The sequence below is a fragment of the Azospirillum sp. UENF 112521 genome (assembly GCF_058780665.1).
The window spans coordinates 302,494-326,835 of the sequence record NZ_JBSNCI010000005.1; the positions used below are offsets into that span (position 1 = coordinate 302,494).

A 24,342-nucleotide genomic window follows, 5' to 3' on the forward strand; every position below is an offset into this window, starting at 1 on the left:
TGCGGTTCTCTCGATCAGAGGCCGAGCGCGATTTCGCGGCTGACGGCGTGCAGGATTCCCCAGACATGGTCGGCGAAGGAGCGCCAGACCTCGATCCGGAAACGGTTCTTGTCCTCGCGGATCAGGACGATCTGCGCCTTGTCGAACAGGGTCCGGCAGCCGGTGCCGACCGCCATCGCCTCGACGTCGAAGGCGATGGCCGAGCGCAGGGCGAGTGCTGCGGCCTCGCCCTCCAGCAGGATGCCGACCTCGCGATGGCCGATATCGACGAGGCTATGCGTCTCCCCAAGGGCGGCGAAGGCGTCGGCGATTGCGTCGCTTTCGGCGACCGGCGCCGTCAGCACCCACTCGTCGGGGCCGAGCTGAAGCGCCATCCGGCCGCCGGCCTCCACCACCCCGCCGATGCGGGTGGGGAGCGGCGTACCGAAGGCGGCCCCGGCCGCCTGCACGGCGGCGGGATCGATGCGCAGGCTGAAGCGGGCGACATCCTCGGCGGCACGGATGGTCAGCTTGCTTGCGGTGTCGCCGGTGATCGTCTTGCCCAGCAACGGGTGATTGGCCAGAAGCATGGGGGAGCCTCCTATGCGCTGAGACGGGTGTTCTCGGGATCGACGAACACCATGCCGGTGATGGTCGCGGAATGGACCTTGTCCGGCATCGGCACATGCACGGTCTTGCCCTGCAGGGACCGGCCGCCCTGGATCACCGCAAAGGCGATGGACCGCCCCAGCTCGGCACTCCAGTAGGACGAGGTCACATGACCGACCATGTCCATCGGCACCGGCTGGTTCGGGTCGAGGACGATCTGCGCCCCTTCCTCCAGAACGGTCTTCGGATCGCTGGTCAGCAGGCCGACCAGCTGCTTGCGGTTCGACGCCAGCATGTCCGGCCGGGACAGCGAGCGCTTGCCCACAAAGTCCGGCTTGGTCTTGCCGACGGCCCAGGACAGGCCGGCATCGTCCGGCGTCAGCGTGCCGTCCGTGTCCTGCCCGACGATGATGTAGCCCTTCTCGGCGCGCAGGACGTGCATCGTCTCGGTGCCGTAGGGGGTGATGCCGAAGCGCTGCCCGGCCTCGAACAGTTTCTCCCACACCGCGCGGCCGTAACGGGCCGGGACGTTGATCTCGAAACCGAGTTCGCCGGTGAAGGAGACGCGGAACAGCCGGGTCGGCACGCCGCAGATCTTCCCGGTTGCCACCGCCATGTGCGGGAAGGCGCCTTCCGAAAGGTCGATGCCCTCGACGAACGGTTCGATCAGCTTGCGGGCGTTCGGACCTTGCAGCGCGATCACCGACCATTGTTCGGTGGTGGAGGTCAGCCAAACCTTCAGGTCTGGCCATTCGGTCTGGAGGTAATCCTCCATCATGCCCAGCACGCGCGCCGCACCGCCGGTGGTGGTGGTGACGTGGAAGCGATCCTGGGCCAGACGCCCGATCACGCCGTCGTCGCGGATGAAGCCGTCCTCGCCCAGCAGCAGGCCGTAGCGGCAACGGCCGGGAGCCAGCTTGGTCCAGGCATTGGTGTACATGCGGTTCATGAACTCGGCGGCGTCGGGACCGACGATCTCGATCTTGCCGAGGGTGGAGGCGTCGAACATGCCCACCGAGGTGCGCACCGCCTTGCATTCGCGCGCCACCGCCGCATGCATGTCCTCGCCGACCTGCGGGAAGTACCAGGCGCGGCGCCACAGCGACACCGGCTCGTACACCGCGCCATTCTCCTCGGCCCAACCGTCGATCGGCGTCTTGCGCGTCACCTCGAACAGCGCGCCCTTGTTGTAGCCGGCGAAGGTGCCGAAGCTGGTCGGGGTATAGGGCGGGCGGAAGGTGGTCAGGCCCACGGCGGGGATCGGCCGCTTCAAGGCATCGGACGCGACGGCCAGACCGTTGATGTTGGACAGCTTGCCCTGGTCGGTCGCCATGCCGTTGGTGGTGTAGCGCTTGATGTGCTCGATGGACTTGAAGCCTTCGCGCACCGCCAGCCGGATGTCCTTGGCCATCACGTCGTTCTGGAAATCGACGAACGCCTTGGCATGGCCCGGATCGCGGTCGGTCGGCAGCTCGCGGCCGGTCACGCCGGTGAAGGACAGCTCGCCCTCTACATGGTAGGCGGCCGGCTGGGCGGCGAAGCCGGCATCCGCCGCGGCGGCGGAACCGGCGGCGGCGCCATCCTCGAAGGCGGCCTTCAGCCCGAAGCGGCCCTTGCCGGCGCCGGCCAGACGGCACTCCTCCTTGCCGCGGCCGGGCAGGAACATCTGGCCGTCCTCGTTCCAGGTCAGCGACCCCTGGGTGTGCGAGAACAGATGGATGCTGGGGGTCCAGCCGCCCGACATCAGCAGGGCGTCGCAGGCGATGGTCTCGGCGCCGCCGACCTTGCCGCCGGGGCCGACCGGATTGACCCGGACTGACGAGACGCGCAGCCGGCCCTTGGTGCCGGTGACGGTCCAGCCGATCAGCGTCCTGATGCGCAGCGCATCCGCCGCCGCCACCAGCTGGGTCGGCACGGTCCCGCGGACATCGACGATGGCCGCGACCTCCACCCCCGCCTTGGCCAGATCGAAGGCGGCATGCCAGGCGCTGTCATGGCTGGTGACCGCGACGACCCGGTTGCCGACCTTGACGCCATAGCGATTCAGGTAGGTGCGGGCGGCACCGGCCAGCATCACGCCCGGCCGGTCGTTGCCGGCGAACACCAGCGGCTTCTCGATGGCGCCCTGGGCCAGCACCACCTGCTTGGCCCGCACCTTCCACATCCGCTCGCGCGGGGCGCCGTCCGGCACGATGCGCAGATGGTCGGTCAACCGCTGGCAGAGGCCGACGAAATTCTGGTGGTAATAGCCGATGGCCGTGGTGCGCGGCAGCACGGTGACGTTCGGCATCGCCGCCAGCGCGGCGTTGGTGTCCTCCAGCCAGTCCCAGGCCAGTTGCCCGTTGATCTCGGCCGTCGGCTCCGCCAGCAGCGAGCCGCCGATTTCCGACTGCTCGTCGCACAGGATGACCGACGCGCCGCTGCGACCCGCTTCCAGCGCGGCGGCAAGACCGGCCGCGCCGCCGCCGACGACCAGCACGTCGCAATGGGCGAAGCGGCTGGCATAGGTGTCGGGATCGGGGGCGGTCGGCGCCTTGCCCAGGCCGGCGGCGTTGCGGATGACCGGCTCGTAGACCTTGTCCCAGAAGCTCTTCGGCCACATGAAGGTCTTGTAATAGAAGCCAGCCGAGAACAGCATGTAGAGCGCGTCGTTGACCGTGCCGATGTCGCGGGTCAGCGACGGCCAGCGGTTCTGGCTCTCGGTCTTCAGCCCCTCGAAGACCTCCAGCACCGTCGCCCGCGTGTTCGGTTCGAACCGCCCGTTGCCGCGGTTGCTGCCGACCAGCGCGTTCGGCTCCTCCGACCCGGCGGTCAGGATGCCGCGCGGGCGGTGGTACTTGAAAGACCGCCCGACGAGATGGACGCCGTTCGCGAGAAGAGCGGACGCCAGCGTGTCGCCTTCATATCCGGTATAGTCCACGCCGTCGAAGCTGAAGCGCAGCTGTCGGCTGCGGTTGACCCTGCCCTTGCCGGCAATGCGGAAATTGCTCATGGACGTGCATCCTTGACGCTGGCAGCGGAGTCGGCGGTGGCGCTTGAGGCAAGCGCGATCTCCTCATCGCTCGGGCACGGAGCCCCGGCCTTGTAGGTCATGGAGAATTTGTCGGTCACGGTGTCGCGCACCGCGTTGAAGAAGCGTCCGCAGCCGTGCATGTGGCGCCAGCGCTCGAAATGCCGGCCGCGCGGGTTGGTGCGGATGAACAGAAAGTCGCGCCATTCGTCGTCGGACAGGGCGGAGGGGTCCGCCGGGCGGGCGATGTGCGCCTCGCCGGCATAGGTGAACTCCACCTCCGGGCGCTCTGCTTCGCAATAGGGGCAGCGGATGAGCAGCATGGTCGTCTCCTCAATGCGCGACGGCGGCGGCGGCGGCCTCGTCGATCAGCCGGCCGGTTTTGAAGCGCTCCAGCGTGAAGGGCGCGTTGATCGGGTGCGGCTCGTCGCGGGCGATGGTGTGGGCGAAGACGTTGGCCGACCCCGGCGTCGCCTTGAAGCCGCCGGTCCCCCAACCGCAATTGACATAGAGACCGGGCACCGGCGTCTTGGCGATGATCGGCGAGCGGTCGGGCGTGACGTCGACGATGCCGCCCCATTTGCGCAGCATGCGCATGCGGTTGAAGATCGGGAACACCTCGCAGATGGCGGCGACAGTGTGCTCGATCAGCGGCAGTCCGCCGCGCTGGCTGTAGGAGGTGTATTGGTCGGTGCCGGAGCCGATGACCAGTTCGCCCTTGTCGGACTGGCTGATGTAGGCGTGCACCGTGTTGGACATTACCACGCAGGGGAAGGCCGGCTTGATCGGTTCCGACACCAGCGCCTGCAACGGATAGCTTTCCAGCGGCAGCCGGACGCCGGCGGTGTCCATCACCACCGAGGTGTTGCCGGCGGCCGACACCGCGACCTTCTTGGCCTTGATGAAGCCGCGCGCCGTCTCCACGCCGGTGACGCGGCCGGAGGCGTCGCGGCGGATGGCGGTCACCGGGCAGTTCTGGATGATGTCGACCCCACGCGCCGACGCGGCCCGTGCATAGCCCCAGGCAACCGCATCGTGGCGGGCGGTGCCGCCGCGCCGCTGCAATGCCGCACCCATCACCGGATAGCGGGCGTTGGCGGCGATGTTCAGCGGCGGGCAATAGTCCTTGGCCTGCTCCGGTGTCAGCCACTCGTTGTCGATGCCGTTCAGGCGGTTGGAGTGGATGTGGCGCTTGAAGCTCTGGATGTCATGGACCGTGTGCGCCAGCATCATCACGCCGCGCTGCGAGAACATGACGTTGTAGTTCAGCTCCTGGCTCAGCCCTTCCCACAGCTTGACCGCATGCTCGTAGAGCCGGGCACTTTCGTCATACAGATAATTGGAGCGGATGATGGTGGTGTTGCGGCCGGTGTTGCCGCCGCCGAGCCATCCCTTCTCCACCACCGCAACGTTGGTGATGCCGTGTTCCTTGGCGAGATAATAGGCCGCACCCAGACCATGCCCGCCCGCGCCGACGATCACGACGTCATATTCGGATTTCGGTTCCGCATCGGGCCATTGGGGCTGCCAGTTCTTGTTGCCGGTCAGCGCGTTGGTCAACAGCGAGGAGAATGAGAAGCGGGTCATGGCAGCACCGCGAAGTTCAATGTGCTGACAGTATCGGGAGTCGACCCTTCGTTGGACAGAATGGATGCGTCAGTTTAATGTCACCAATGCGACGGTGCGTCCGCCGGAGGTCACATGACAGTCACTGCCAGGACAAACGCCACCAAGCCGGGCCGGCTTCCGGACCGTCCCGCAGCACCGCGCCTGTCCGTCGGCTTCATCCTCGCCCACCGATTCACGCTGTGCGCATTCGCCAACTTCGTCGACGTGCTGCGGCTGGCTGCCGACGAAGGCGACCGCAGCCGGCCGATCCTCTGCGAATGGTCGGTGCTGTCGGACCAGATGCGGCCGGTCGCATCCAGTTGCGGCATGTTGATGCAGCCGACCGAACGGCTGGGTGATCCGGCCAAGTTCGACTACATCGTCGTGATCGGCGGGCTGATCGACGAGATCTCCAACCTCAGCCCCGACTACATCCGCTATCTGCGTCAGGCGGCAGCGGCGAGGATCCCGCTGGTCGGCGTCTGCACCGGCGCCTTCATCCTGCAGCGGGCCGGACTGATGGACGGATACCGCTGCTGCATCAGCTGGTTCCATCATGCCGACTTCCTGGAACAGTTCGACGGCATCACGCCGGTGTCCGACCAGATCTTCATCGTCGACCGCGACCGGCTGACCTGCTCGGGCGGCACCAGTTCGGCCCATCTCGCAGCCCATCTGGTCGAAAAGCATGTCGGGCGGGCGCAGGCGCGCAAGAGCCTGCACATCATGATCATCGACGATGCCCTGCGCGGGGAGAAGCCGCAGCCGGGGATTCCGCTCGACTTCTCCACCAACGACGAGGTGGTGCGGAAGGCGCTTCTGCTGATGCAGCAGAACATCGACGTACCCTTGTCGGTGGCGGAGATGGCCCGCCGCCTGGGCGCCGCCCGGCGCCAGATGGAGCGACATTTCCAGAATGCGCTGGGCATGACGCCGACCGAGGCCTACCGGATCATGCGGCTGGAGCACGCCGAATTCCTGCTGCGCAACACCGAGCAGTCGGTGACGGAGGTCGCCGCGGCCGTCGGCTTCTGCAATTCCTCGCACTTCGTCCGCGCCTTCAAGGAGCGGCGCGGCATGACGCCGTCCGTTTTCCGCAAGGGCTGAGACTCCGCCAGGGACTTTGCCAAGGCCGTTCCATTCAACGCCGGTGACGCACCCGTACAATCGGCGGGTGGATCCTTTCGCCATGCTGCGTCCAACGGAACGGTCGGGGGCGCAACCATCCACGGTGCCCTCGACCCTCACTGCGGCAATCCGACTTCCGTGGCTTGCCGGGCTCAACAAGGATGGCGACCATGCTCGACGACAATGACACAATGCAGTTGCACTGGCGCGAGGCCGGCATTCCCGAAGAGCTTTGCCGGGAACTCGCCCTGGCATCGACGCCGATGCGCCTGCACGCCCATCCGCCGGTGCGCACCGTCGCCGATGCGGAGGAGCATTGGCGCAGCGTTCCCGGCGTGCACACCAAGAACCTGCTTCTGAAGGACGCCAAGGGCGTGTTGTGGCTGGTGGTGCTGCCGCACGACCAGTCGGTGAACATGAAGGAACTGGCGCCGGTCATCGGCTCTGCCAAGCTGTCCTTCGCCTCGCCGGTCACGCTGGAACAGGTCCTGTCCATCGAGCCGGGCGGTGTCAGCCCGCTGGCCTTGGTGGCGGACAGGGAGCGTCGCGTCCGTCTGGTGCTGGAACGCCGCGTCCTGGCCGGCGACACCGTCAATTTCCACCCGATGACCAATCGCGCGACGCTGTCGATGCATCCCGACGACCTGTCGGCCTTCCTGGGCCGGCTCGGCTATGAGCCGATCATCGTCGACATCGCCTGACCACTCATCCCCCGGCCAAATCCCTAGGCGCGAGTGCTGCGATGCGTCCCAATCACAACCTCTTCTACATGAATGTCAGTTGCCTGAGCCGGCCGGGGATCATCTCCGCCATTTCCACCCACCTGTCCGACCGCGACTGCGACATCATCGAAAGCGCGCAATTCGTCGATCATGACGGCGAGCATTTCTTCCTGCGGATGGCTTTCGACGCTCCGGAATCGATCCGCAGCGATGCCGTCCTGATCGAAGATCTGCAACCCATCGTCAGGCGCTTCGGGATGACCCTGATGCTGCGCGATGCCCGGCGGCGGCCGAAGATCCTGATCATGGTGTCGAAGTTCGGCCATTGCCTGAACGACCTTCTGTACCGCCACAGCATCGGGGCGCTGCCCGTCGACATCGTCGGCGTCGTCTCCAACCACGATGCCTTCCGGTCGCAGGTCGAATCGCACGGCATCCCCTACCACCATCTCCCGGTTTCGTCCGGCACCAAGCAGGAGCAGGAACTCCGCCTGATGGAGATCGTGGAGGCGAGCGATGTGGAACTCGTCGTCCTCGCCCGCTATATGCAGGTTCTGTCGCAGGACCTCTGCACGCGGATGGCCGGGCGGATCATCAACATCCATCACAGCTTCCTGCCCAGCTTCAAGGGGGCCAAGCCATATCATCAGGCCTACAAGCGCGGCGTGAAGCTGATCGGCGCCACGGCACACTACGTCACCGACGATCTCGACGAAGGACCGATCATCGAACAGGAGGTGGCGCGCGTCGATCACTCGATGTCGCCCGACGATCTGGTCGCCATCGGCCGCGATGTCGAAAGCATCGTCCTGGCCCGCGCCATCCGTCTGCACATCGAAGCGCGCGTCATGCTCCACGACCACCGGGCAATCGTCCTGCGGTAACAGAAGGAGTTCACCGATCTTGCAGCTCATCGACGAAAACGCCACCCAGGCGGTTCGCCGCGCTTTCGCATCGGGTGGCCTCGCCGCCGCAGTGCAGGAATTGCGCCGGCATGTCGTGATCGAGGACGAGCGCATGGCGCTCGCCACCGTCGAGACCTTTCTTGCCAGTGTCCACAACGGCGACACCCGGCTATAAGGTCGCCGTTCCCGCCATACCGGGACTGTCGGCCCCGACATGCGGGCGTTTCTCCCCTCCGGCGGATCACGCGATGTCCCTCATCCAACCGATTGTCCCGCTGCTGCTTGCGGTGTTCCTGATGATGGGGGGTACGGGCGCGCTGACAACCATCGTCAGCGTTCGGCTGGATGCCGCAGGCGCACCGCCCATCCTGCTCGGCGCCCTGACCGCCGCCTATTATCTGGGGGTGACGGTCGGATCGACACAGGCGTTCCGTCTGGTCGCGCGGGTCGGCCATATCCGCGCCTTCAGCGCCTCCGCGACGGTTCTGGTCGCGGCGACGCTCGGGCACACGCTGGGGTCCGATCCCGCAGCCTGGATCGCCCTTCGCTTCGTGGAAGGCTGCTGCATGGCCGGCCTGTTCGTCTGCATCGAGAGCTGGCTCAACCAGAGCGCCACCTCGGCCACGCGCGGGCAGATCCTGGCCCTCTACATGATCGCGCTCTACGGCGCGCAAGGGGTCGGCCAGTACCTGATGGTCATCGACGATCCGCACGGCTTCAAGCAGTTCGTCATCGTGTCGATCCTGGTCTCGCTCGCCCTTGTCCCGGTCGCGCTGAGCCGCAAGGCTCCGCCCCTTCTACAGAAGCTGGAGTCCATCAGGATCGGCCATCTCTACCGCGCCAGTCCGCTGGGATTTGCCGGCACGGTGATCAGCGGGCTGGTCGTCGGCGCCTTCTATGGGCTGGGTCCGGTCTATGTCCGGCATCTCGGCTACGATCTGGGCCAATCCGCGACCTTCATCAGCGCCGCCATCATCGGCGGCATGCTCCTTCAATGGCCCTTCGGCAAGCTTTCGGACCTTATCGACCGGCGGCTGGTCCTGGTCGGCCTGTTCGCGGTCCTGGCCGTCATCAGCATCGGCATGACGATGCTGCCGCAGGGCAGGTTCGGCCCGCTGCTGGCCGGCATCTCCCTGTTCGGCGGGATCATCTTCGCGATCTATCCGATCTGCGTCTCGCACACCAACGACTTCCTGACGCCGGCCGAAATGGTGCCGGCCAGCGGCGGCATGGTGCTGGGCTTCTCGATGGGCGCCATCGCCGGTCCCTTCCTGGCCTCCCTGGTGATGGCGGTGTTCGAGCAGGATGGGTTGTTCCTGTTCTCGGCACTGGTCGCCATCGTCGCGCTGGCCTTCGCGCTCTGGCGGATGACGGTCCGCCCCCCGGTCCCGTTGGACCAGCGCCTCCCCTTCCTCCCCCAGGCCCCGATTCCGGGGCCCTTGGACGGCGTGACGCCAGGAGCGGAGGCTTCCGGAACCGGCATCGGAGAGGCAGCGCCCGAAGCAGAGCCTTCACGGTCTTGAAGCCCCCTTGGGTGATGGGGGCCGGCACGACCGTCGATAAGATCCCTTCCCCAACCCAAAGCCGTCGATGTACCACTCACCGGAGACGGGGATGCATGCTTCCTCCATGAAGCATGCATCCCCAAACACTCCGGCATGTTGGCGAGATCGATGGTTCCTGTTTCCAGTATTCCCAATTCCGCGAAGCGGACGGCACCGATCATGAGGGCGCTGGGCACTGTCGTGGGATGCGTCGCGACGTTGCTGGTTGCCGCGCTGATTTTCAAAGCGGTCCCGGCCCGTGCCGAGAACTGGCTCGTCGCTTCCGAGGATTTCTTCCCGCCCTATAATTTCACGTTGCGGGGCAAGCGGACGGGAATGGACACCGAGATCGTCGAAGCGATGCTGAAGGAAATCGGCGTGTATCCGGTTCACCGTCCGATGACCTGGCCGGAGGTGGTGCGCGCCCACGACGAGAACGAGGTGGATGTCGCGTTCCAGTTCTTCACCTCGCCGCGGCGTCTGGAACGCGGTCATCTGATCGGTCCCTACCGGGTCGGGGCGACCGTTCTGATGGTCCGCAGCAATTCGGACATCGGTTACACGGGTATCGAGGATCTGCGGGGGCTGCGGGTCGGTGTCGTCGAAGGCTTCGAATACACGCCCGAGTTCGACAAGTCGCAGCTCTTCGAGAGGGTTCCCAGCAGCAGCAGCGTCGTTCTCGTTCCGGCGCCTGCTTCTCGGCCGTGTCGATGCCATCGCCGGCGATTTGCAGGTGCTCAAATATCTGGCCGACAGCGAAGGCCGTACCGCGTCGGTCAAGATCCTGCCCAAGCCTCTGGCGATGGTGCCGCGCTACATTTCGGTGCCGAAGGCTCGGGCGGATAAGGCTGAACGGCTGCGTGCGGCCTATGAAAAACTCAAGACGGACGGCACCCTCGACGCCATCGTCCGCAACTGGGACCGGTAGCAGAAGCCCCGGCAGCAAAGAGCCCTCGGCTCCTTGGCCGCGTCGGGACCAGTTCTTACTCCTGCGGATCCAGCATGAAGTGGCGAACCTTGTGCCGGTTCTCGATCAGTTCTTCGATGGTGGGTTCGTTGCGCATCGCCCGGCCGATGGCGATCTTGGTCGCCTCGTAATTGGTGCGATAGAGATCGGCACGGTCGAGATTCGCGTCGGTGGCGCAGCGGGGATCGATCCAGACCATCACCAAAATGCACAGGTCGTTGATCCCGTCGCGCGGCAGAAGGCCGTCGATGACACAGTCCAGCACCGCATCGGCGGTGGCGGCCTGGACGACGCCGCCGAACAGGTCGACATAGGCGCTGGACTTCATCGTCACCTTGGACACCATCATGGTGGCCGGGCGGACCATCTGGTTGCAGTCCCGCACCGCGAACATGCGGGTATGGCCGGCGGTCTGCCCCATCATGGTGGCGAATGCATGGCCGGCCGGACCGTCGACCGTGCCGATCACGATTTCCGGCATGGCGTCGGTGAACTGGCCTTCCTTGGCGAAGACGGTGGCCTCGCCGACACGGAACAGCGGATTGCTCATGGGATTTCTGCTCTCTTGAGAAAGGGTGGTGGAACCGGTCACCCGGTGCGGATGCCGTCCAGCAACTGTTCGATGCTGCCGCGCAGCCGTACGGTCTGGCCGGCGAGGTCGGCGGCGGCGGACAGGACGTGACGCGTGGCGCTTTCGGTGTCGCGGGCGCCGCCGGTGACGTGCCGGGCGTTGCGCGCGACCACGCCGGCCCCGGATGCCGCCTGGTCGATGCTGGCATGGATGGTGGCCGACGCGGCGGCCTGCGCCTCCATCGACTTGGCGATGGCCAGCGAGATCGTGCCGATCTCCTCGATCACGGCGGTGATGCTCTGCAAGGCCTGGGCGGCGTTGCCGGTCGCGTCCTGCATCGCCTGGATGCGGAGCGAGACATCCTGCGTCGCCTTGGCGGTCTGGCTTGCCAACTGGCGCACCTCTTGCGCAACCACAGCGAAGCCCTTGCCGGCCTCGCCGGCGCGGGCGGCTTCGATGGTCGCATTCAGCGCCAGTAGATTGGTCTGTCCGGTGATCTCGTCGATGATGCGCACGACGTTGCCGATGCCGTCGGCCGATTGCCGCAGGCTGTGCACCGACTGGTCGGCCTTGCGGGCCTCCTCGACCGCCGCCAGGGCGATGCGGGTGGAATCGTCGATGCGGAGACGGATTTCCCCCAAGGACCGAAAGGTCTCGTCGGCCAATGCGGCAACGGACTGGACGTTGCTTGCGATCTGCTCCGCAGCCACCACGGTCTCGCCCGCCTGCTCGTTGGTGCGGTCGATGATGCCGGTCAGCTGGCGCGCAGTGCCGTCGAGTGCTCCCGCCGACGAATCCACCGTGTCCAACCCCTCCATCGCCGTCCGTTCAAAATGGGAAATCAGTTCCTCCAGCTGGACGGAGCGCTGGCGCTCGCGCCGCCGTGCCGCGATATCCTGGAAGGCGGAGCGGACATGGTCGTTCGCGGGGGTCTCCAGAATCTCATTTAGCGTGCCGACCTGCGCGAAGCGGCCGTTCTCCATGAAGGCGATCCGGTCCGCGATCCGCATCGCCTCGTCCGGGTCCTGCGTGGTGAACAGCACGGCAGGCCGATGCGCCCGCTGCCAGTCGAGGAATTCCGCCTCAAGCTCCAGCCGCAGGACGGGATCGACCCCGGCGAAGGGAGCATCCATCAGCAGCAAGGGCGGATCGCCGATCAGGGACCGCGCCAGTCCGATCCGCAGCCGCGCCTCGGACGGAATTTCAAGCGGACGCCGGTCGGCCAGATGGGCCAGCCCCATACGCGTCAGTACGGCCAGGGCGCGGTCCTGACGCTCACGCCGGCGCAAACCGGCGACCTCCAGCCCGAACGCCAGATTCTCCAGAACGCTGCGGTTGGGCATCAGCGCCACGGCGCCGAAGGTCATCGTCATGCTGTCGCGGCGGGCGGCCACCAGTTCGGCCGGCTTCATCGCCGCCATGTCGCGCCCGTTCAGGCACACCATGCCCGAAGTCGGTTCGACCAGACGGTTCACCATGCGGATCAGGGTGGATTTGCCGGAGTTGGACCGCCCGAGAACCGCAAGGATTTCGCCGGCCGCAAGACCGAACGAAACGTCGGCGACAGCCACCGCCGCACCGGTTTCCCGTTGAATGTCGGCGTGGCCCCTCCCGGCATGCAGCAGGGTCAAGGCGCGGACGGCATTGCCGCCATACAGCTTGCACAGTCCCGTAACCGACACCATCCCGGTGCCGGCCGGCGAGGTGCCCTGCGGGTGAGCTGGCGAGTTCATCGGCGCCCCCGATCGTGGAAGGACTGGGAAGGACTGGAAACGGGAATGGCTGGAGACGGCCGTCCGTCACGCGTTTGCGCGTTGAGAACGGACCGCCTCCATCGACAGTGCCGGGAATGGCGCGGGAAAGGGCACCCGGCTGCGGATCAGAGCTTGCCGGTTACCCAGTAGTCGATCCGGGTCTTGTTGTTCTTGATGTAATTGTCGACCGCCTTCTCATAGCTGGTCTGGCGGGCTTCCTGCATCATCGCTTCCAGATCGCCGATGGGCAGGACCATCCGGTTCAGGAACTCGTAGACTTCCGGATGATCCTGGTAGAAGCCCTTCCGGACGACGGCGTTCACGCTTTCAAGCCCACCGAGCGCGCCCTTCGGATCCTCCAGATAGCGCAGCTTCCAGTTGGCGAACATCCAGTGCGGGCTCCAGCTGGTCACGACGATCCACTCGTTGCGCTTCATGGCGCGCTCCAGAGCGGCGAGCATCGCGGCGTCGCTGGCCGACACCAGCTGCACTCCCTTCAGATCGTAGGTCTTCAGCGCCTTTTCCGACGCCTGCATCAACCCCGATCCCGGATCGATGCCCTGGATCTTGCCACCGAGCTGCTTCTGCACCTCCGGCTTCTTCAAATCCTCAATGGTCTTGACCTGATCGACGGGGATGTAGTCCGGCACCACCCAGCCCAGGCGGGCACGGGTGTAGAGCGGGCCGAGATCGACGATGTCCTTGCCGACCTTGTCGAGATAGGGCTTGTGGGTCAGCGGCTGCCAGGACATCAGCATCGCGTCCAGCTTGCCGCTGGCGATGCCCTGATACTGGATGCCGATGTCGGCCATGGTCAGTTCGACCTTGTAGCCGAACCGCTCCTCAATCACCGCTTTGGCGAGTTTCGTCACCGCCTCGGCATCCGACCAAGCGGTCCAGCCGATGTTGATCGACTTCTCCGCGGCCTGCGCCGGGATGGCGGTCACAGAGGTCCCCAGACCGACCGTCATGGCCGCCGACAGCAGCATGCCCAAGGCTTTACCGAAGATTTTCATCAAGAAGCCTCCTCGTGTTGTTTGTTAGGTCGTTTGTTTGGGCTCTTCCGCCTGGATTTGCCGATCCGCCGTGCCGGGACTTGAACCGGATGCGTGCGCGTGGCCCGGCAGGTCATCTCCGACCTACCGGTTACTGCGGTCGCGTGACGGGTTGGCATCCATGGAAACGGGTGACCGACCGCCTTCCGGCATTGAGCGGAAAGCTGTTTCCAACCGATGCGAACCTTTGCTGGCATCAGTGCTGATTGAGGAAGAATGCCGGCCTTGAAAGCAAAAAACCTTCATCACAGCGGCAGTTCGTATCGCATTTGCGACAACTCCGCACAGCGCCCGCCCGGACGAACCGACTGGCCGGCCCGACCATTCGCAGCCTGTCGCAAACCGATCATTGTCCCCAGCCCGGCATGCGCAAAAAGACAGGATGTCCTGTCGGCCTTTTTAAAGTTGATGTCGCATTCCAGAACGCGACGCGCCGCGGCCGGCGGCAGGCTGTGGGTCGTGGAATCGAGAAAATCACAACCCGTTCAAGGTTGAAGCGGCTCCACGAACGCATTGCCCAACTCCCGCTGGCCCACTCCCGCAGAAGGTCAACCACCATGGCGTCCGAGATTTCCATAGAAGCCCTGCTGAAGCGCCGAAAGAAGGGTCACAGCCTGGAGGCGCCGTTCTACACCAGCGACGAGATCTTCAAGCTGGACATGGAAATCATCTTCGGGCGCCACTGGCTGCATGTGGGTGTGGAACCGGATGTGCCGGAGCCGGGCGACGTGATGGTGGTGGACATCGGCAAGACGTCCGTCATCGTCATGCGCGACGACGACATGGAACTGCGCGCCTTTCACAATGTCTGCCGCCACCGCGGCGCGCGCATCGTCCTGAAGGAGAAGACTTCCGTCGGCAATCTGGTGTGCAGCTATCACCAGTGGACCTACGGCCAGGATGGCGAACTTCTGTTCGCCGAGCATATGGGCAACGATTTCGACCGGAAGTGCCGGAACCTGAAAAAGGTCCACATCCGCTCAGTCGGCGGCCTGATCTTCATCTGCCTGGCGGAAGAGGCGCCGGACGACATCGACCGCATGGCGGCGGCCATCGAGCCCTACATCCTTCCGCACGACCTGAAGAACTGCAAGATCGCCAAGACCGTCGACCTGATCGAGAAGGGCAACTGGAAGCTCACGATGGAGAACAATCGTGAATGCTACCACTGCGTCGGCAATCACCCCGAACTGACCATCCCGCTGTTCGAATACGGCTTCGGCTTCGCCCCCGACGGCACCAATCCGAAGCGGATGGAACATGCCGCCAAATACGATGCTCTGGTCAAATCCTGCCACACCGGCTGGGAGGCCTCGGGCTTCCCCAGCCGCGAGATCGAGCATCTGACCGACACCACCGGCTTCCGCGCCGAGCGGCTGCCGCTGGACGGTGCCGGCGAGGCCCACACCAAGGACACGCGCAGCGCCTCCAAAAAGCTGCTGGGGTCGATCGCCGAGCGCAAGCTGGGTGCCTTGTCCTTCTGGACCCAGCCGAACTCCTGGAACCACTTCATGAGCGACCACATCGTCACCTTCTCGGTGTTCCCGCTCGGTCCCGACCGCAATCTGCTGCGCACCCGCTGGCTGGTCCACAAGGACGCGGTGGAAGGCGTCGATTACGACCTGAACCGCCTGACGGAAGTGTGGGAGGCGACCAACCAGCAGGACGCCGATCTGGTCGAAATCTCGCACAACGGCGCCATCAGCCCCGCCTACGAACCGGGCCCGTATTCGCCCTACACCGAGCCGCTCGTCGAGAAGTTCACGGAATGGTACGTCGGCCGCATGGCCGAGCATCTGCTGGGCAAGCAGGCTGCGGTGAGCGTCGCCGCCGAATGACGCTGCGCAGTTTGTGACCAAGGCGACACGGCTCAGGAAGAGAGATGACGATGCAGCAGGATGCGGCTCTGCCTCCGGTCCGGAACTGGGATCCCGAAACCGACGACACGCTGGTGTGCCGGGCGGTGCGGGACGAAACGCACGATGTGAAGACCTTCATCTTCGCACCGCGGCAACCCTGCCTGTTCCGGTTCAGGCCGGGCCAGTTCATCACGCTGGAACTGCCCATCGGCGGCGAAACCATTCACCGCAGCTACACCGTCTCCTCTTCCGCTGCCCGGCCGCACCGGCTCTCGATCACCGTCAAGCGGGTGCCCGGCGGCCCGGTGTCGAACTGGCTGCACGACACCATGAAGCCGGGCGACACCATCCGCGCGGTCGGGCCGCTCGGCGAGTTCACCCCCGGCGAATCCGAGACGCCGCGCAAGTTCCTGTTCCTGTCCGGCGGCAGCGGCGTCACGCCTCTGATGTCGATGACCCGGACCTTCGACGATCTCGGCGAAGATCACGACATCGTCTTCGTCCACGCCGCCCGCACCCCGGCCGACATCGTCTTCCGCCGTGAACTGGACGCGCTGACCGGCCCCGGACGACGCCTGCGCGTCGCCCATGTCTGCGAGGGCATCGGCACCGAGGCTCATTGGGCCGGCTTCACCGGCCGGTTGTCGCTGCCGATGCTAGGCCTGATCGCGCCGGACTTCTTGGAGCGGGAAGTCTATGTCTGCGGCCCCGGTCCCTTCATGAAGGCGGTGCGCGCCTTCCTGGAAGAGGGCGGCTTCGACATGAGCCGCTACCATCAGGAGAGCTTCAATTTCCAAGAGCTGGTGGCCGACTTGGCCGCCGGGGAACCGCCCCAGGACGCACCGGTGCAAAACGCCCCAATCGAGGACGCGCTGCAAGCGGCTGGATTCCGCATCGAATTCGCCAAGACCGGCAAGGTCTTCACCTGCCTGCCGGACATGGCCGTGGCCGATGCGGCATCGGCGGCCGACATCCGCGTTCCGACATCCTGCTCGCGCGGGCTGTGCGGGACCTGCAAGACAAAGTTGATTTCCGGCACGGTGGAAATGAACCACACCGGCGGCATCCGCAAACGGGAAATCGACCAGGGGTTGATCTTGCTTTGTTGCAGCCGTCCCACCAGCGATCTGGTGGTGGAGCGTTAGAAGCATCGCCAATGAATTGTCTTCCGGGGGCAGGCCGCTGACGCTAGCATTCCGAAGGATGGAAGATGGCCGTCAAGCGGGGGCCGTCGGACTGGGAGGGTGTCCTGGTGGGGAAGACAGTGGAATATCGCCGGTTTGGCGGTAGCGGTCCCGCCCCCCGGCAGGAGGAACGCGCGCTTCTGTCGGTCGGGTTCATCCTGACCAACAATTTCACCCTGACGGCGCTTGCCCCTTTCATCGACGCCCTGCGGCTGGCGGCCGACGAGGGCGACTGGTCACGGCAGATCCGCTGCCGCTGGACCATCATGGGGTCGCGGGCCGAGCCGGTTATGTCCAGCTGCGGCATCGGCGTTGCCCGCTGGGAGCCGCTGACCGACCCCCGCCGCTTCGACTATGTGGTCGTGGTGGGTGGGTTGCTGCATGGCGGACCACAGCTGGACGACGAGACGCTGGCCTATCTGCGCGCCGCGGCATCCTATGGCGTGACCCTGGTCGGCGTCTGCACCGGCAGCTTCGTGCTGAGCCGCATCGGCCTGATGAAGAACCGGCGCTGCTGCGTCAGCTGGTATCATCACCGCGATTTCATCGAGGAATTTCCCGATCTGGTGCCGGTAGCCGACCAGCTTTATGTGGTGGACCGCGACCGCATCACCTGTTCGGGCGGCGCCGGGGTGGCCGATCTGGCCGCTTTCCTGATCGAACGCCATCTGGGCCGCGCCACCGCCCAGAAGACCATGCACATCCTGCTGATCGACAAGGCCCGTCCCGCCAGCCAGTCTCAGCCGCAGCCTCCGACCGTGGTGGAGATCACCAACGACCGGGTCCGCCGTGCCCTGCTGCTGATGGAGCAGCACATCAGCGATCCGCTGTCGGTGGAGGAAATCGTCCACCGGCTGAATGTCAGCACCCGGCAGTTCGAACGGCTGTTCCGGCTGGCGGTGGGCACCAGCCCGGCCACCTATTACCGGGCTCTTCGCCTGCGCTATGGTCATTGGCTGCTGCGCAACACCAAGCGGTCGGTCACCGCCATCGCGAACGAGGCCGGCTTCGCCGACTGCGCCCATTTCTCCCGCCAGTTCCGGGAGCTGTTCGGCGTTTCGCCGTCCGACGTGCGCCGCACCGCCGTGCCGGATGCGGAGGCCGACCCGCATGTCTCGCCTCTCGCCGCCTTCCGGCGCACCAACGCCAACTCCCTTCTGCCCGACCGTCGCCTTTTCGAAGATCCGGAGCCGATGGCGCGGGACACCGCGCAAGTCGACTGACGGGGCAGATACGCGCCAATTTTCGAGAAAATTCATATGCTTGTTCGGCCGGTGCCCTCCCGTTTCCCGCCTGTCGCAAAAAGGTAATTCCCGGTCGCGGGGGGCAACGCGACAATCGCGCCGATGGTGAATTCTTGGCAGGCTCAATACTGGGGATCGTTCCTGCCATGTCCTCACCCGCCGAAGCCCTTCTGAAGCCTCTGCAGATCAAGCATCTGACGATCCGTAACCGCGTGATGAGCACGAGCCACGCGCCGGGCTACGGGTCCGAAGGCAAACCGAAGGAACGCTACCAGCTCTACCACGAGGAAAAGGCCAAGGGCGGCATCGGCCTGACGATGTTCGGCGGCTCCTCCTCCGTCGCGGTGGACAGCCCGGCGGCGCCGTGGAACCAGATTTCAGTCGCCGACGACAGCGTCATCCCCTTTTTCCGTGAATTCTCCGACCGGGTGCACCGCCACGGCGCGGCGCTGATGATCCAGCTGACCCACATGGGCCGGCGCACCCGCTGGGACACCGAGAACTGGCTGCCCACCGTCTCCGCCTCGGCCGCCCGCGAGCCGGCGCACCGCAACACGCCAAAGGAGATGGAGGATTTCGATTTCAAGCGGATCATCGCCGGCTATGCCGCCGCCGCCCGCCGCTGCAAGGAAGGCGGGCTGGACGGTTTCGAGCTGTCAGCAGCCCACGGCCACCTGATCGACCAGTTCTGGAGCCCCTCGGCCAACCGGCGCACCGACAAGTATGGCGGCAGCCTGGAAAACCGCATGCGCTTCGGCATCGAGGTGTTCGAGGCGATCCGTGCCGAGGTCGGCGACGATTACGTCATCGGCATGCGCATGTCGGGCGACGAGCTGATCGACGACGGTCTCAGCCACGAGGACTGCATCGCCATCGCCCGCACCTATGCCGAACGCGGGCTGATCGACTTCGTGAATGTGCTGGGCGGGCAGGCGCGCGACCATCTGGCGCATGCCATCTCGTTGCCCAACATGTCCTTTCCGGTCGCCCCCTTCCTGCATCTGGCCAGCGGCATCAAGCGCGAGGCCGGCATTCCCGTCTTCCATGCCCAGCGCGTGACCGACCTCGCCACCGCCGCCCGCGCGGTGGAGGAAGGCCATGTCGACATGGTCGCCATGACCCGAGCCCACATCGCCGACCCGCATCTGGTGCGCAAGCTGATGGAAGGGCGGCTGGACGATGTGCGCCAGTGCGTCGGCGCCGGCTATTGCATCGACCGCATCTATGTCGGCGGCGACGCGCTGTGCATCCAGAACGCCGCGACGGGCCGCGAGCGCAGCATGCCGCATGTCATCCCGAAGGCGGAGCGCAAGCGCCGCGTGGTGGTGGTCGGCGGCGGCCCCGGCGGACTGGAGGCCGCCCGTGTCTGCGCCGAGCGCGGCCATTCGGTCGTGCTGCTCGAACGCAACGCCGCCCCCGGCGGCCAGATCGGCATCGCCGCCAAGGCGACTTGGCGCGAGGCGATGAGCGGCATCACCCGCTGGCTGTCCCAACAGGTCACCAAGCTGGGCGTCGATGTCCGGCTGGGGGTAGAGGCCGACCGCGCCACCGTGGAGGCCGAGAGCCCCGATGTGGTGATCCTCGCCACCGGCGGCCGTCCCAACCGCGGCGACTTCAAGGGTGCCGATCTGGCGGTGTCGACCTGGGACATCCTGACCGGCGCGGTGGAGCCGACGGGGACCGTCCTGATGTATGACGGCACCGGCCAGCATCACGGCGCCTCCTGCGCCGAGTTCATGGCGAAGCGCGGTGCTCTGGTGGAGATCGCCACCCCCGACCGCATGGTCGCGGAGGAGGTCGGCACCACCAACCAGCCGATCCATCTGCGCGAGCTGTACAAACTGAACGTGGTGATGACCACCAACCACCAGCTCGTGGAAATCTACCCGGAGGGCAACCGCCGTGTCGCCGTCCTGCGCAACGAATACACCCACGAGGAGGAGGAGCGGCTGGTCGATCAGATCGTGGTGGAGCTGGGCACCCTGCCCAACGACGGCCTCTATTTCGATCTGAAGGACCTGTCGCTGAACCGCGGCGAAACCGACCTGGACAGCCTGATCGCCGGCCGGCCGCAACCGGTGCAGGCCAACGGCCATGGCGGCTACACGTTGCATCGCATCGGCGATGCGGTCGCCGGCCGCAACATCCACGCAGCCATCTACGACGCCGCCCGTCTCTGCAAGGACATCTGACACCCCTACCCCGCCCAGCGCCCCCAGCCAAGCGACAGGAGCCGTCCGACGTGATCGCCACCGCTCTCACCACCGTCGTCCTTGCCGTCCTCGTCATCGGCGCGGCATTGGCCGTCTGGCAGTCGCGGCGCTGGCTGGCCGGACGGCCGGCGGCGGTTGGCGTGGTCGCCGGGTTGCGCGCCCTCCCTGGCCGCTATCTGGTCGATGTCCACCATGTCGTGGGGCGGACGCCGTTCAACGCCCGCTTCCATGCGCTGGTCGCCGGCGGTTTCCTCGCGGCGCTGGCGCTGCTGGTGGCGATGGGCGTCGCCTTCGGTGGATCGCGCGCGCTCTGGTTGCTGCTGGCGGTGGTGCTGGCGGTCATGCTGGCCGGCGCCCTGATGGTCCGGTATCGCCGCCGGGTCTTGCGCCCGCGCGAGCTGTCTCAGGGGCGCTTCGCCCGCCTTCCCCTGTCGCTTCTGGGGTTTTCCGGCTGCCTGCTGCTGGTGGCGCTCGACCAGGCGCTGGGCGGTGTGATGCCGGAGGCGCTGGCGCTGGTGTTGATCGCGGCTGCCGGGGTGGCGCTGGCCGATCTGGTGTGGGGCGTGTGGAAGGGGCCGCTGAAGCATGCGGTGCACGGAGCGCTGCATCTCGCCTTCCATCCCCGCCCGGCCCGTTTTCATGATGGCGCAGGCCGTGACACCGGGCTGAAGCCGCTGCCGCTCGCTCCGGCAGAGGAGACTGAGCCGGGCACGCTAGGCGTCGAGCGTCCCGTCGATTTCGCCTGGAATCGCCTGCTCGGTTTCGACGCCTGCGTCCAGTGCGGGCGCTGCGAGACGGCCTGCCCGGCCTACGCCGCCGGCCTGCCGCTGAACCCGAAGAAGCTGGTCCAGGATCTGGTCGCCGCCATGGACGGACAGGCCAGCGACGCCGCCTATGCCGGCAATCCCCATCCCGGCCGCGGCGTCGGCAAGGCCCATGGCGGGGCGGCGCTGCCGCTGGTCGGGTATGACGCGATGATCCATCCCGACACGCTGTGGTCCTGCACCACCTGCCGCGCCTGCGTGCAGGAATGCCCGATGATGATCGAGCATGTGGATGCCGTCGTCGATCTGCGCCGCTTCCAGACGCTGGAGTTGGGGGCCACTCCCGGCAAGGCCGCCGTCATGCTGGAGGAACTGCGCGCCACCGACAATCCAGGCGGCCGTGCGCTCGCCCGGCGCTGGGATTGGGCGGCCGACCTGTCGCTGCCCCGGCTGGCGGCCGGCGGGTCGTGCGACACGCTGCTGTGGGTGGGAGACGGTGCCTTCGACCTGCGGGTCCAGCGCTCGTTGCGGGCGCTGGTTGTTCTGCTGCGCCGCGCCAGGGTGGACTTCGCCGTGCTGGGCGAGGAGGAGCTGGATTGCGGCGACGTGGCCCGCCGGCTGGGCGACGAAGCGACCTTCCAGTCACTGGCGACCCGCAACGTTGCAACGCTGAACGCCCGCCGCCTCAATCGCATCGTCACCGCCGATCCCCACGCTCTGCACACGCTGCGCAACGAATATCCGGCCTTCGGCGGCAGTTGGACCGTCGTCCACCACACCGCCCTTCTGCTGGACCTGATCACCGCCGGCGCGCTGACGGTGACCAAGCCGGTCGGGCGCAGCGTCACCTTCCACGACCCCTGCTATCTCGGCCGCTACAACGGAGAGATCGAGGCGCCGCGCGTCCTGCTCGATGCCATCGGCGTGGAGCGCCGGGAAATGCTGCGCGCTGGCCTGCGGTCGAGCTGCTGTGGCGGCGGCGGCGGCGCCCCGCTGACCGACGTGTCGGGCGAGCGCCGCATCCCCGACGTCCGCATGGAGCATGCCCGCGAAACCGGTGCCTCGCTGGTCGCCGTCGCCTGCCCCAACTGCGCCCTGATGCTGGAAGGCGTCGTCGGTCCCCGGCCGGAGGTGGCGGAGATCGCCGAGCTGGTGCTCGCCGCGACGGAGACCACCCGATGACCACCACCCAAATCCGCCGCCGCGTCGATCCCCGAGCCGAGCGCGCCGCCCGCACGATCCTGACCGGCCAACGTCCGCGCCTGCTGCGCCAACCGGTCGTTGCGGCCGTCAACGAGCGCCGCCGCGATCCGCGCGCCCTTCGCTCTGCCGCATTGGTGCAGAGCCAGCCGCGCCCGCGCTACGACTGGACGCGCGACGCCACTTCGCCCACCACCGCCGCAACTGTCGGCATCGCCATAGCCGCCGCTCCCATGATCCCGCTGAAGGTGATCGCCGAGCCGGCCTATCTGGTTATCGCCATGCTCGACCGCCCCGGCGGCGAGATCGGCGAGCATGACCGGCAGGTGATCGCCGCCGCCCGCCTGCTCGCCGATGCGGGGGGCGGTGCTGTTGTGACCGTCTGCACCGGTTCCGGCGAGGCGCTGGCTGAGGCCGGCTCCGACCGCCATGTCGCCCTGCCCAACCACTGGGCCGACGATTACGTGCCGGAACGGCGCGCCGCTGCCGCTTCGGCACTGATGACCGCATTGTCGCCCCGCCACATCCTGTTCCCGGACAGCCCGGACGGCGCCGACGTGGCGCGGCGCCTCGCCGCGGCGGCGGGAGAGCGGCTGTTCACCGGTGTGCAGAGCCTCGCCCCCGACCGCGCGACCCGCCAGTCCGCCGGCGGCTCGCTGGAGACCGGGCACCGCCCCACCCGGCTGATGACGGTCGCGGCCGACGCCTTCGCCCCACTCGACGGCGTGCGGCACGAGGCCCGGCCGCTCGACCTTGAAACTTCGTCGGTGGTCGCAGAGGAGGTCCTATCCCGCCTGGGCGGCGTCCGCCGGATGTCCGTCGATCCCGACGCCCTGTCCCTGTCGGAGACCGACTTCATCCTCAGCGCCGGCAATGGCGTGACCGACTGGCACAGCTTCGCCGATCTGGGCGAAGCGCTCGGCGCCACCCGTGCCGGCAGCCGCGTGGTCTGCGATGCCGGCCATCTGCCCCGCGAACGGCAGGTCGGCGCTTCCGGCACCGTGGTCAGCGCGCGCTGCTACCTTGCCTTCGGCATTGCCGGCGCGCCGCAGCATCTTCAGGGCATCACCGGCGTCCGCCACGTGATCGCCGTCAACACCGACCTCCATGCCGAGATGATCAAGCGCGCCGACCTGTCCGTCGTCGCCGATGCACAGGCGGTCATGCCCGCCCTGATCCGGCTGATCCGGGAGCGCCGCCATGACTGAAGCCGCCACGACCGATATTGCAGTCCTGCTGTCCATCGGCCGCCACCCCGTCTCCGGCCGTGCCCGCCGCGCCACCACCGACGCGCAGGCGTTGGAGATGGCGCTGGCGCTGCGCCCGAAGCGGCTGACGGCGATTCATGCCGGGCCGGCCGCAGACGGTGAGGCGTTGCGCGCCTATCTCGGCATGGGGCTGGAGCGGCTGACGCTGCTGGTCCTGCCGGAGGGAAGCGATCCGGTCGAGCCGCTGATCGCCCATCTGTGCCGTCTCGCCCCGTCGCTGGTCCTGACCGGTCGGCAGGCGGAAGATGGGGAGGGCAGCGGCATGCTGCCCTATCTGATCGCGCGCGGCCTCGACGCCGCCGTGGTTCCCGATGTGGTTCGGGTCGGCCCGGCCGATACTTCCGACGCCACGCCGGGCAAGTCGGCCATCGTCCAGGCGCTGCCGCGCGGACAGCGGCGGGCGCTGAGCGTCACCGGCCGCTTTGTGGCGACCGTCCATCCATCCGCCGCGTCCGCCCGCGCCTCGGCCTTCGGCCCGGCGCGGCGCGGCGTCATCGAACCGGTGACGGTTGAGGCGACCGCCGATCTCTTCCTGTCGGAGTGCGAGCATCGGCCGTGGCGCCCGAAGCCCAGGCTGATGCGCGTGAAGCGCGGCGGTTCGGCCCTGGACCGGCTGAAGGCGGCGACCGAGAGCAAGAGCGGAAAGGGCCAACTGCTGGTCAACCCGACAGCTGAAGCGGGGGCGCTGGCCATCTACGACAGCCTTGTCGAACAGGGAATGCTTCCATGAAAACCATGCAAAACGACCCTCCCAGTAC

At 66.7% G+C, this 24,342-nt stretch carries 20 protein-coding genes; 13 read left to right on the forward strand and 7 right to left on the reverse strand.

Annotated features, from left to right (window positions below; genetic code table 11):
* Window positions 1–14 precede the first annotated feature (14 nt).
* The 4 genes from ACWPN8_RS26315 to ACWPN8_RS26330 are packed head-to-tail and all read right to left on the reverse strand — an operon-like array spanning window position 15 to window position 5,185.
* Window positions 15–569, reverse strand: a complete 555-nt coding sequence (locus ACWPN8_RS26315; protein ID WP_492242890.1) for a sarcosine oxidase subunit gamma — start codon at window positions 567–569, stop codon at window positions 15–17.
* Between the two features lie 11 nt (window positions 570–580).
* A complete protein-coding gene (locus ACWPN8_RS26320; protein WP_492242891.1) occupies window positions 581–3,580 on the reverse strand; it encodes a sarcosine oxidase subunit alpha in 3,000 nt (999 codons plus the stop codon).
* Complete coding sequence (locus tag ACWPN8_RS26325) at window positions 3,577–3,921, reverse strand: sarcosine oxidase subunit delta (protein WP_492242892.1); 345 nt, start codon at window positions 3,919–3,921, stop codon at window positions 3,577–3,579. Before ACWPN8_RS26325 ends, ACWPN8_RS26320 begins: the two co-directional genes overlap by 4 nt.
* A 10-nt stretch (window positions 3,922–3,931) precedes the next feature.
* The gene (locus ACWPN8_RS26330; protein WP_492242893.1) at window positions 3,932–5,185 is read right to left on the reverse strand and encodes a sarcosine oxidase subunit beta family protein; all 1,254 of its coding nucleotides are present in this window, start codon (window positions 5,183–5,185) and stop codon (window positions 3,932–3,934) included.
* 114 nt (window positions 5,186–5,299) lie between these two features.
* On the opposite strand from ACWPN8_RS26330, the gene ACWPN8_RS26335 reads away from it, so the two are divergent.
* From ACWPN8_RS26335 to ACWPN8_RS26360, 6 genes are all read left to right on the forward strand, one after another.
* Window positions 5,300–6,313 (forward strand): GlxA family transcriptional regulator, encoded by a 1,014-nt coding sequence (locus tag ACWPN8_RS26335; protein ID WP_492242894.1) that lies wholly within the window; start codon window positions 5,300–5,302, stop codon window positions 6,311–6,313.
* 191 nt (window positions 6,314–6,504) lie between these two features.
* On the forward strand, window positions 6,505–7,035 hold the full coding sequence (locus tag ACWPN8_RS26340; RefSeq protein WP_492242895.1) for a YbaK/EbsC family protein: 531 nt from the start codon (window positions 6,505–6,507) through the stop codon (window positions 7,033–7,035).
* Between the two features lie 41 nt (window positions 7,036–7,076).
* Complete coding sequence (purU, locus tag ACWPN8_RS26345; protein WP_492242896.1) at window positions 7,077–7,940, forward strand: formyltetrahydrofolate deformylase; 864 nt, start codon at window positions 7,077–7,079, stop codon at window positions 7,938–7,940.
* A 19-nt stretch (window positions 7,941–7,959) separates the two neighbouring features.
* Window positions 7,960–8,136: a hypothetical protein gene (locus ACWPN8_RS26350; protein WP_492242897.1), complete on the forward strand. Its 177-nt coding sequence runs from the start codon at window positions 7,960–7,962 to the stop codon at window positions 8,134–8,136.
* Between the two features lie 73 nt (window positions 8,137–8,209).
* Complete coding sequence (locus ACWPN8_RS26355; RefSeq protein ID WP_492242898.1) at window positions 8,210–9,484, forward strand: MFS transporter; 1,275 nt, start codon at window positions 8,210–8,212, stop codon at window positions 9,482–9,484.
* Between the two features lie 201 nt (window positions 9,485–9,685).
* Window positions 9,686–10,351 carry a substrate-binding periplasmic protein gene (locus ACWPN8_RS26360; RefSeq protein ID WP_492242899.1) on the forward strand — a complete coding sequence of 222 codons (666 nt, stop codon included), beginning with the start codon at window positions 9,686–9,688 and terminating at the stop codon, window positions 10,349–10,351.
* Between the two features lie 137 nt (window positions 10,352–10,488).
* Here ACWPN8_RS26360 and fae read toward each other — a convergent pair whose 3' ends face one another.
* From fae to ACWPN8_RS26375, 3 genes are all read right to left on the reverse strand, one after another.
* Entirely contained in the window at window positions 10,489–11,022 is a 534-nt protein-coding gene (fae, locus tag ACWPN8_RS26365) for a formaldehyde-activating enzyme (protein ID WP_109096720.1), read from the reverse strand.
* Window positions 11,023–11,060: 38 nt separating this feature from the next.
* Window positions 11,061–12,776, reverse strand: coding sequence for a methyl-accepting chemotaxis protein (locus ACWPN8_RS26370; protein WP_492242900.1), 1,716 nt, complete (start codon window positions 12,774–12,776; stop codon window positions 11,061–11,063).
* A 146-nt stretch (window positions 12,777–12,922) separates the two neighbouring features.
* Window positions 12,923–13,813: a glycine betaine ABC transporter substrate-binding protein gene (locus tag ACWPN8_RS26375; RefSeq protein ID WP_109096722.1), complete on the reverse strand. Its 891-nt coding sequence runs from the start codon at window positions 13,811–13,813 to the stop codon at window positions 12,923–12,925.
* A gap of 596 nt (window positions 13,814–14,409) precedes the next feature.
* On the opposite strand from ACWPN8_RS26375, the gene ACWPN8_RS26380 reads away from it, so the two are divergent.
* The 7 genes from ACWPN8_RS26380 (at window position 14,410) to ACWPN8_RS26410 (ending at window position 24,314) form a co-directional block, all read left to right on the forward strand.
* Complete coding sequence (locus ACWPN8_RS26380; protein ID WP_492242901.1) at window positions 14,410–15,690, forward strand: aromatic ring-hydroxylating oxygenase subunit alpha; 1,281 nt, start codon at window positions 14,410–14,412, stop codon at window positions 15,688–15,690.
* A gap of 44 nt (window positions 15,691–15,734) precedes the next feature.
* Entirely contained in the window at window positions 15,735–16,856 is a 1,122-nt protein-coding gene (locus ACWPN8_RS26385) for an FAD-binding oxidoreductase (protein ID WP_492242902.1), read from the forward strand.
* 65 nt (window positions 16,857–16,921) lie between these two features.
* A complete protein-coding gene (locus tag ACWPN8_RS26390) occupies window positions 16,922–18,118 on the forward strand; it encodes a GlxA family transcriptional regulator (protein ID WP_492242903.1) in 1,197 nt (398 codons plus the stop codon).
* A 167-nt stretch (window positions 18,119–18,285) separates the two neighbouring features.
* The gene (locus tag ACWPN8_RS26395; RefSeq protein ID WP_492242904.1) at window positions 18,286–20,331 is read left to right on the forward strand and encodes an oxidoreductase; all 2,046 of its coding nucleotides are present in this window, start codon (window positions 18,286–18,288) and stop codon (window positions 20,329–20,331) included.
* A gap of 50 nt (window positions 20,332–20,381) precedes the next feature.
* Window positions 20,382–22,298 carry a DUF3483 domain-containing protein gene (locus tag ACWPN8_RS26400; protein WP_492242905.1) on the forward strand — a complete coding sequence of 639 codons (1,917 nt, stop codon included), beginning with the start codon at window positions 20,382–20,384 and terminating at the stop codon, window positions 22,296–22,298.
* Window positions 22,295–23,524: an electron transfer flavoprotein subunit alpha/FixB family protein gene (locus ACWPN8_RS26405; protein WP_492242906.1), complete on the forward strand. Its 1,230-nt coding sequence runs from the start codon at window positions 22,295–22,297 to the stop codon at window positions 23,522–23,524. Before ACWPN8_RS26400 ends, ACWPN8_RS26405 begins: the two co-directional genes overlap by 4 nt.
* Window positions 23,517–24,314, forward strand: a complete 798-nt coding sequence (locus tag ACWPN8_RS26410) for an adenine nucleotide alpha hydrolase family protein (protein WP_492242907.1) — start codon at window positions 23,517–23,519, stop codon at window positions 24,312–24,314. The genes ACWPN8_RS26405 and ACWPN8_RS26410 overlap by 8 nt, the downstream gene beginning before the upstream one ends.
* Window positions 24,315–24,342 lie beyond the last annotated feature (28 nt).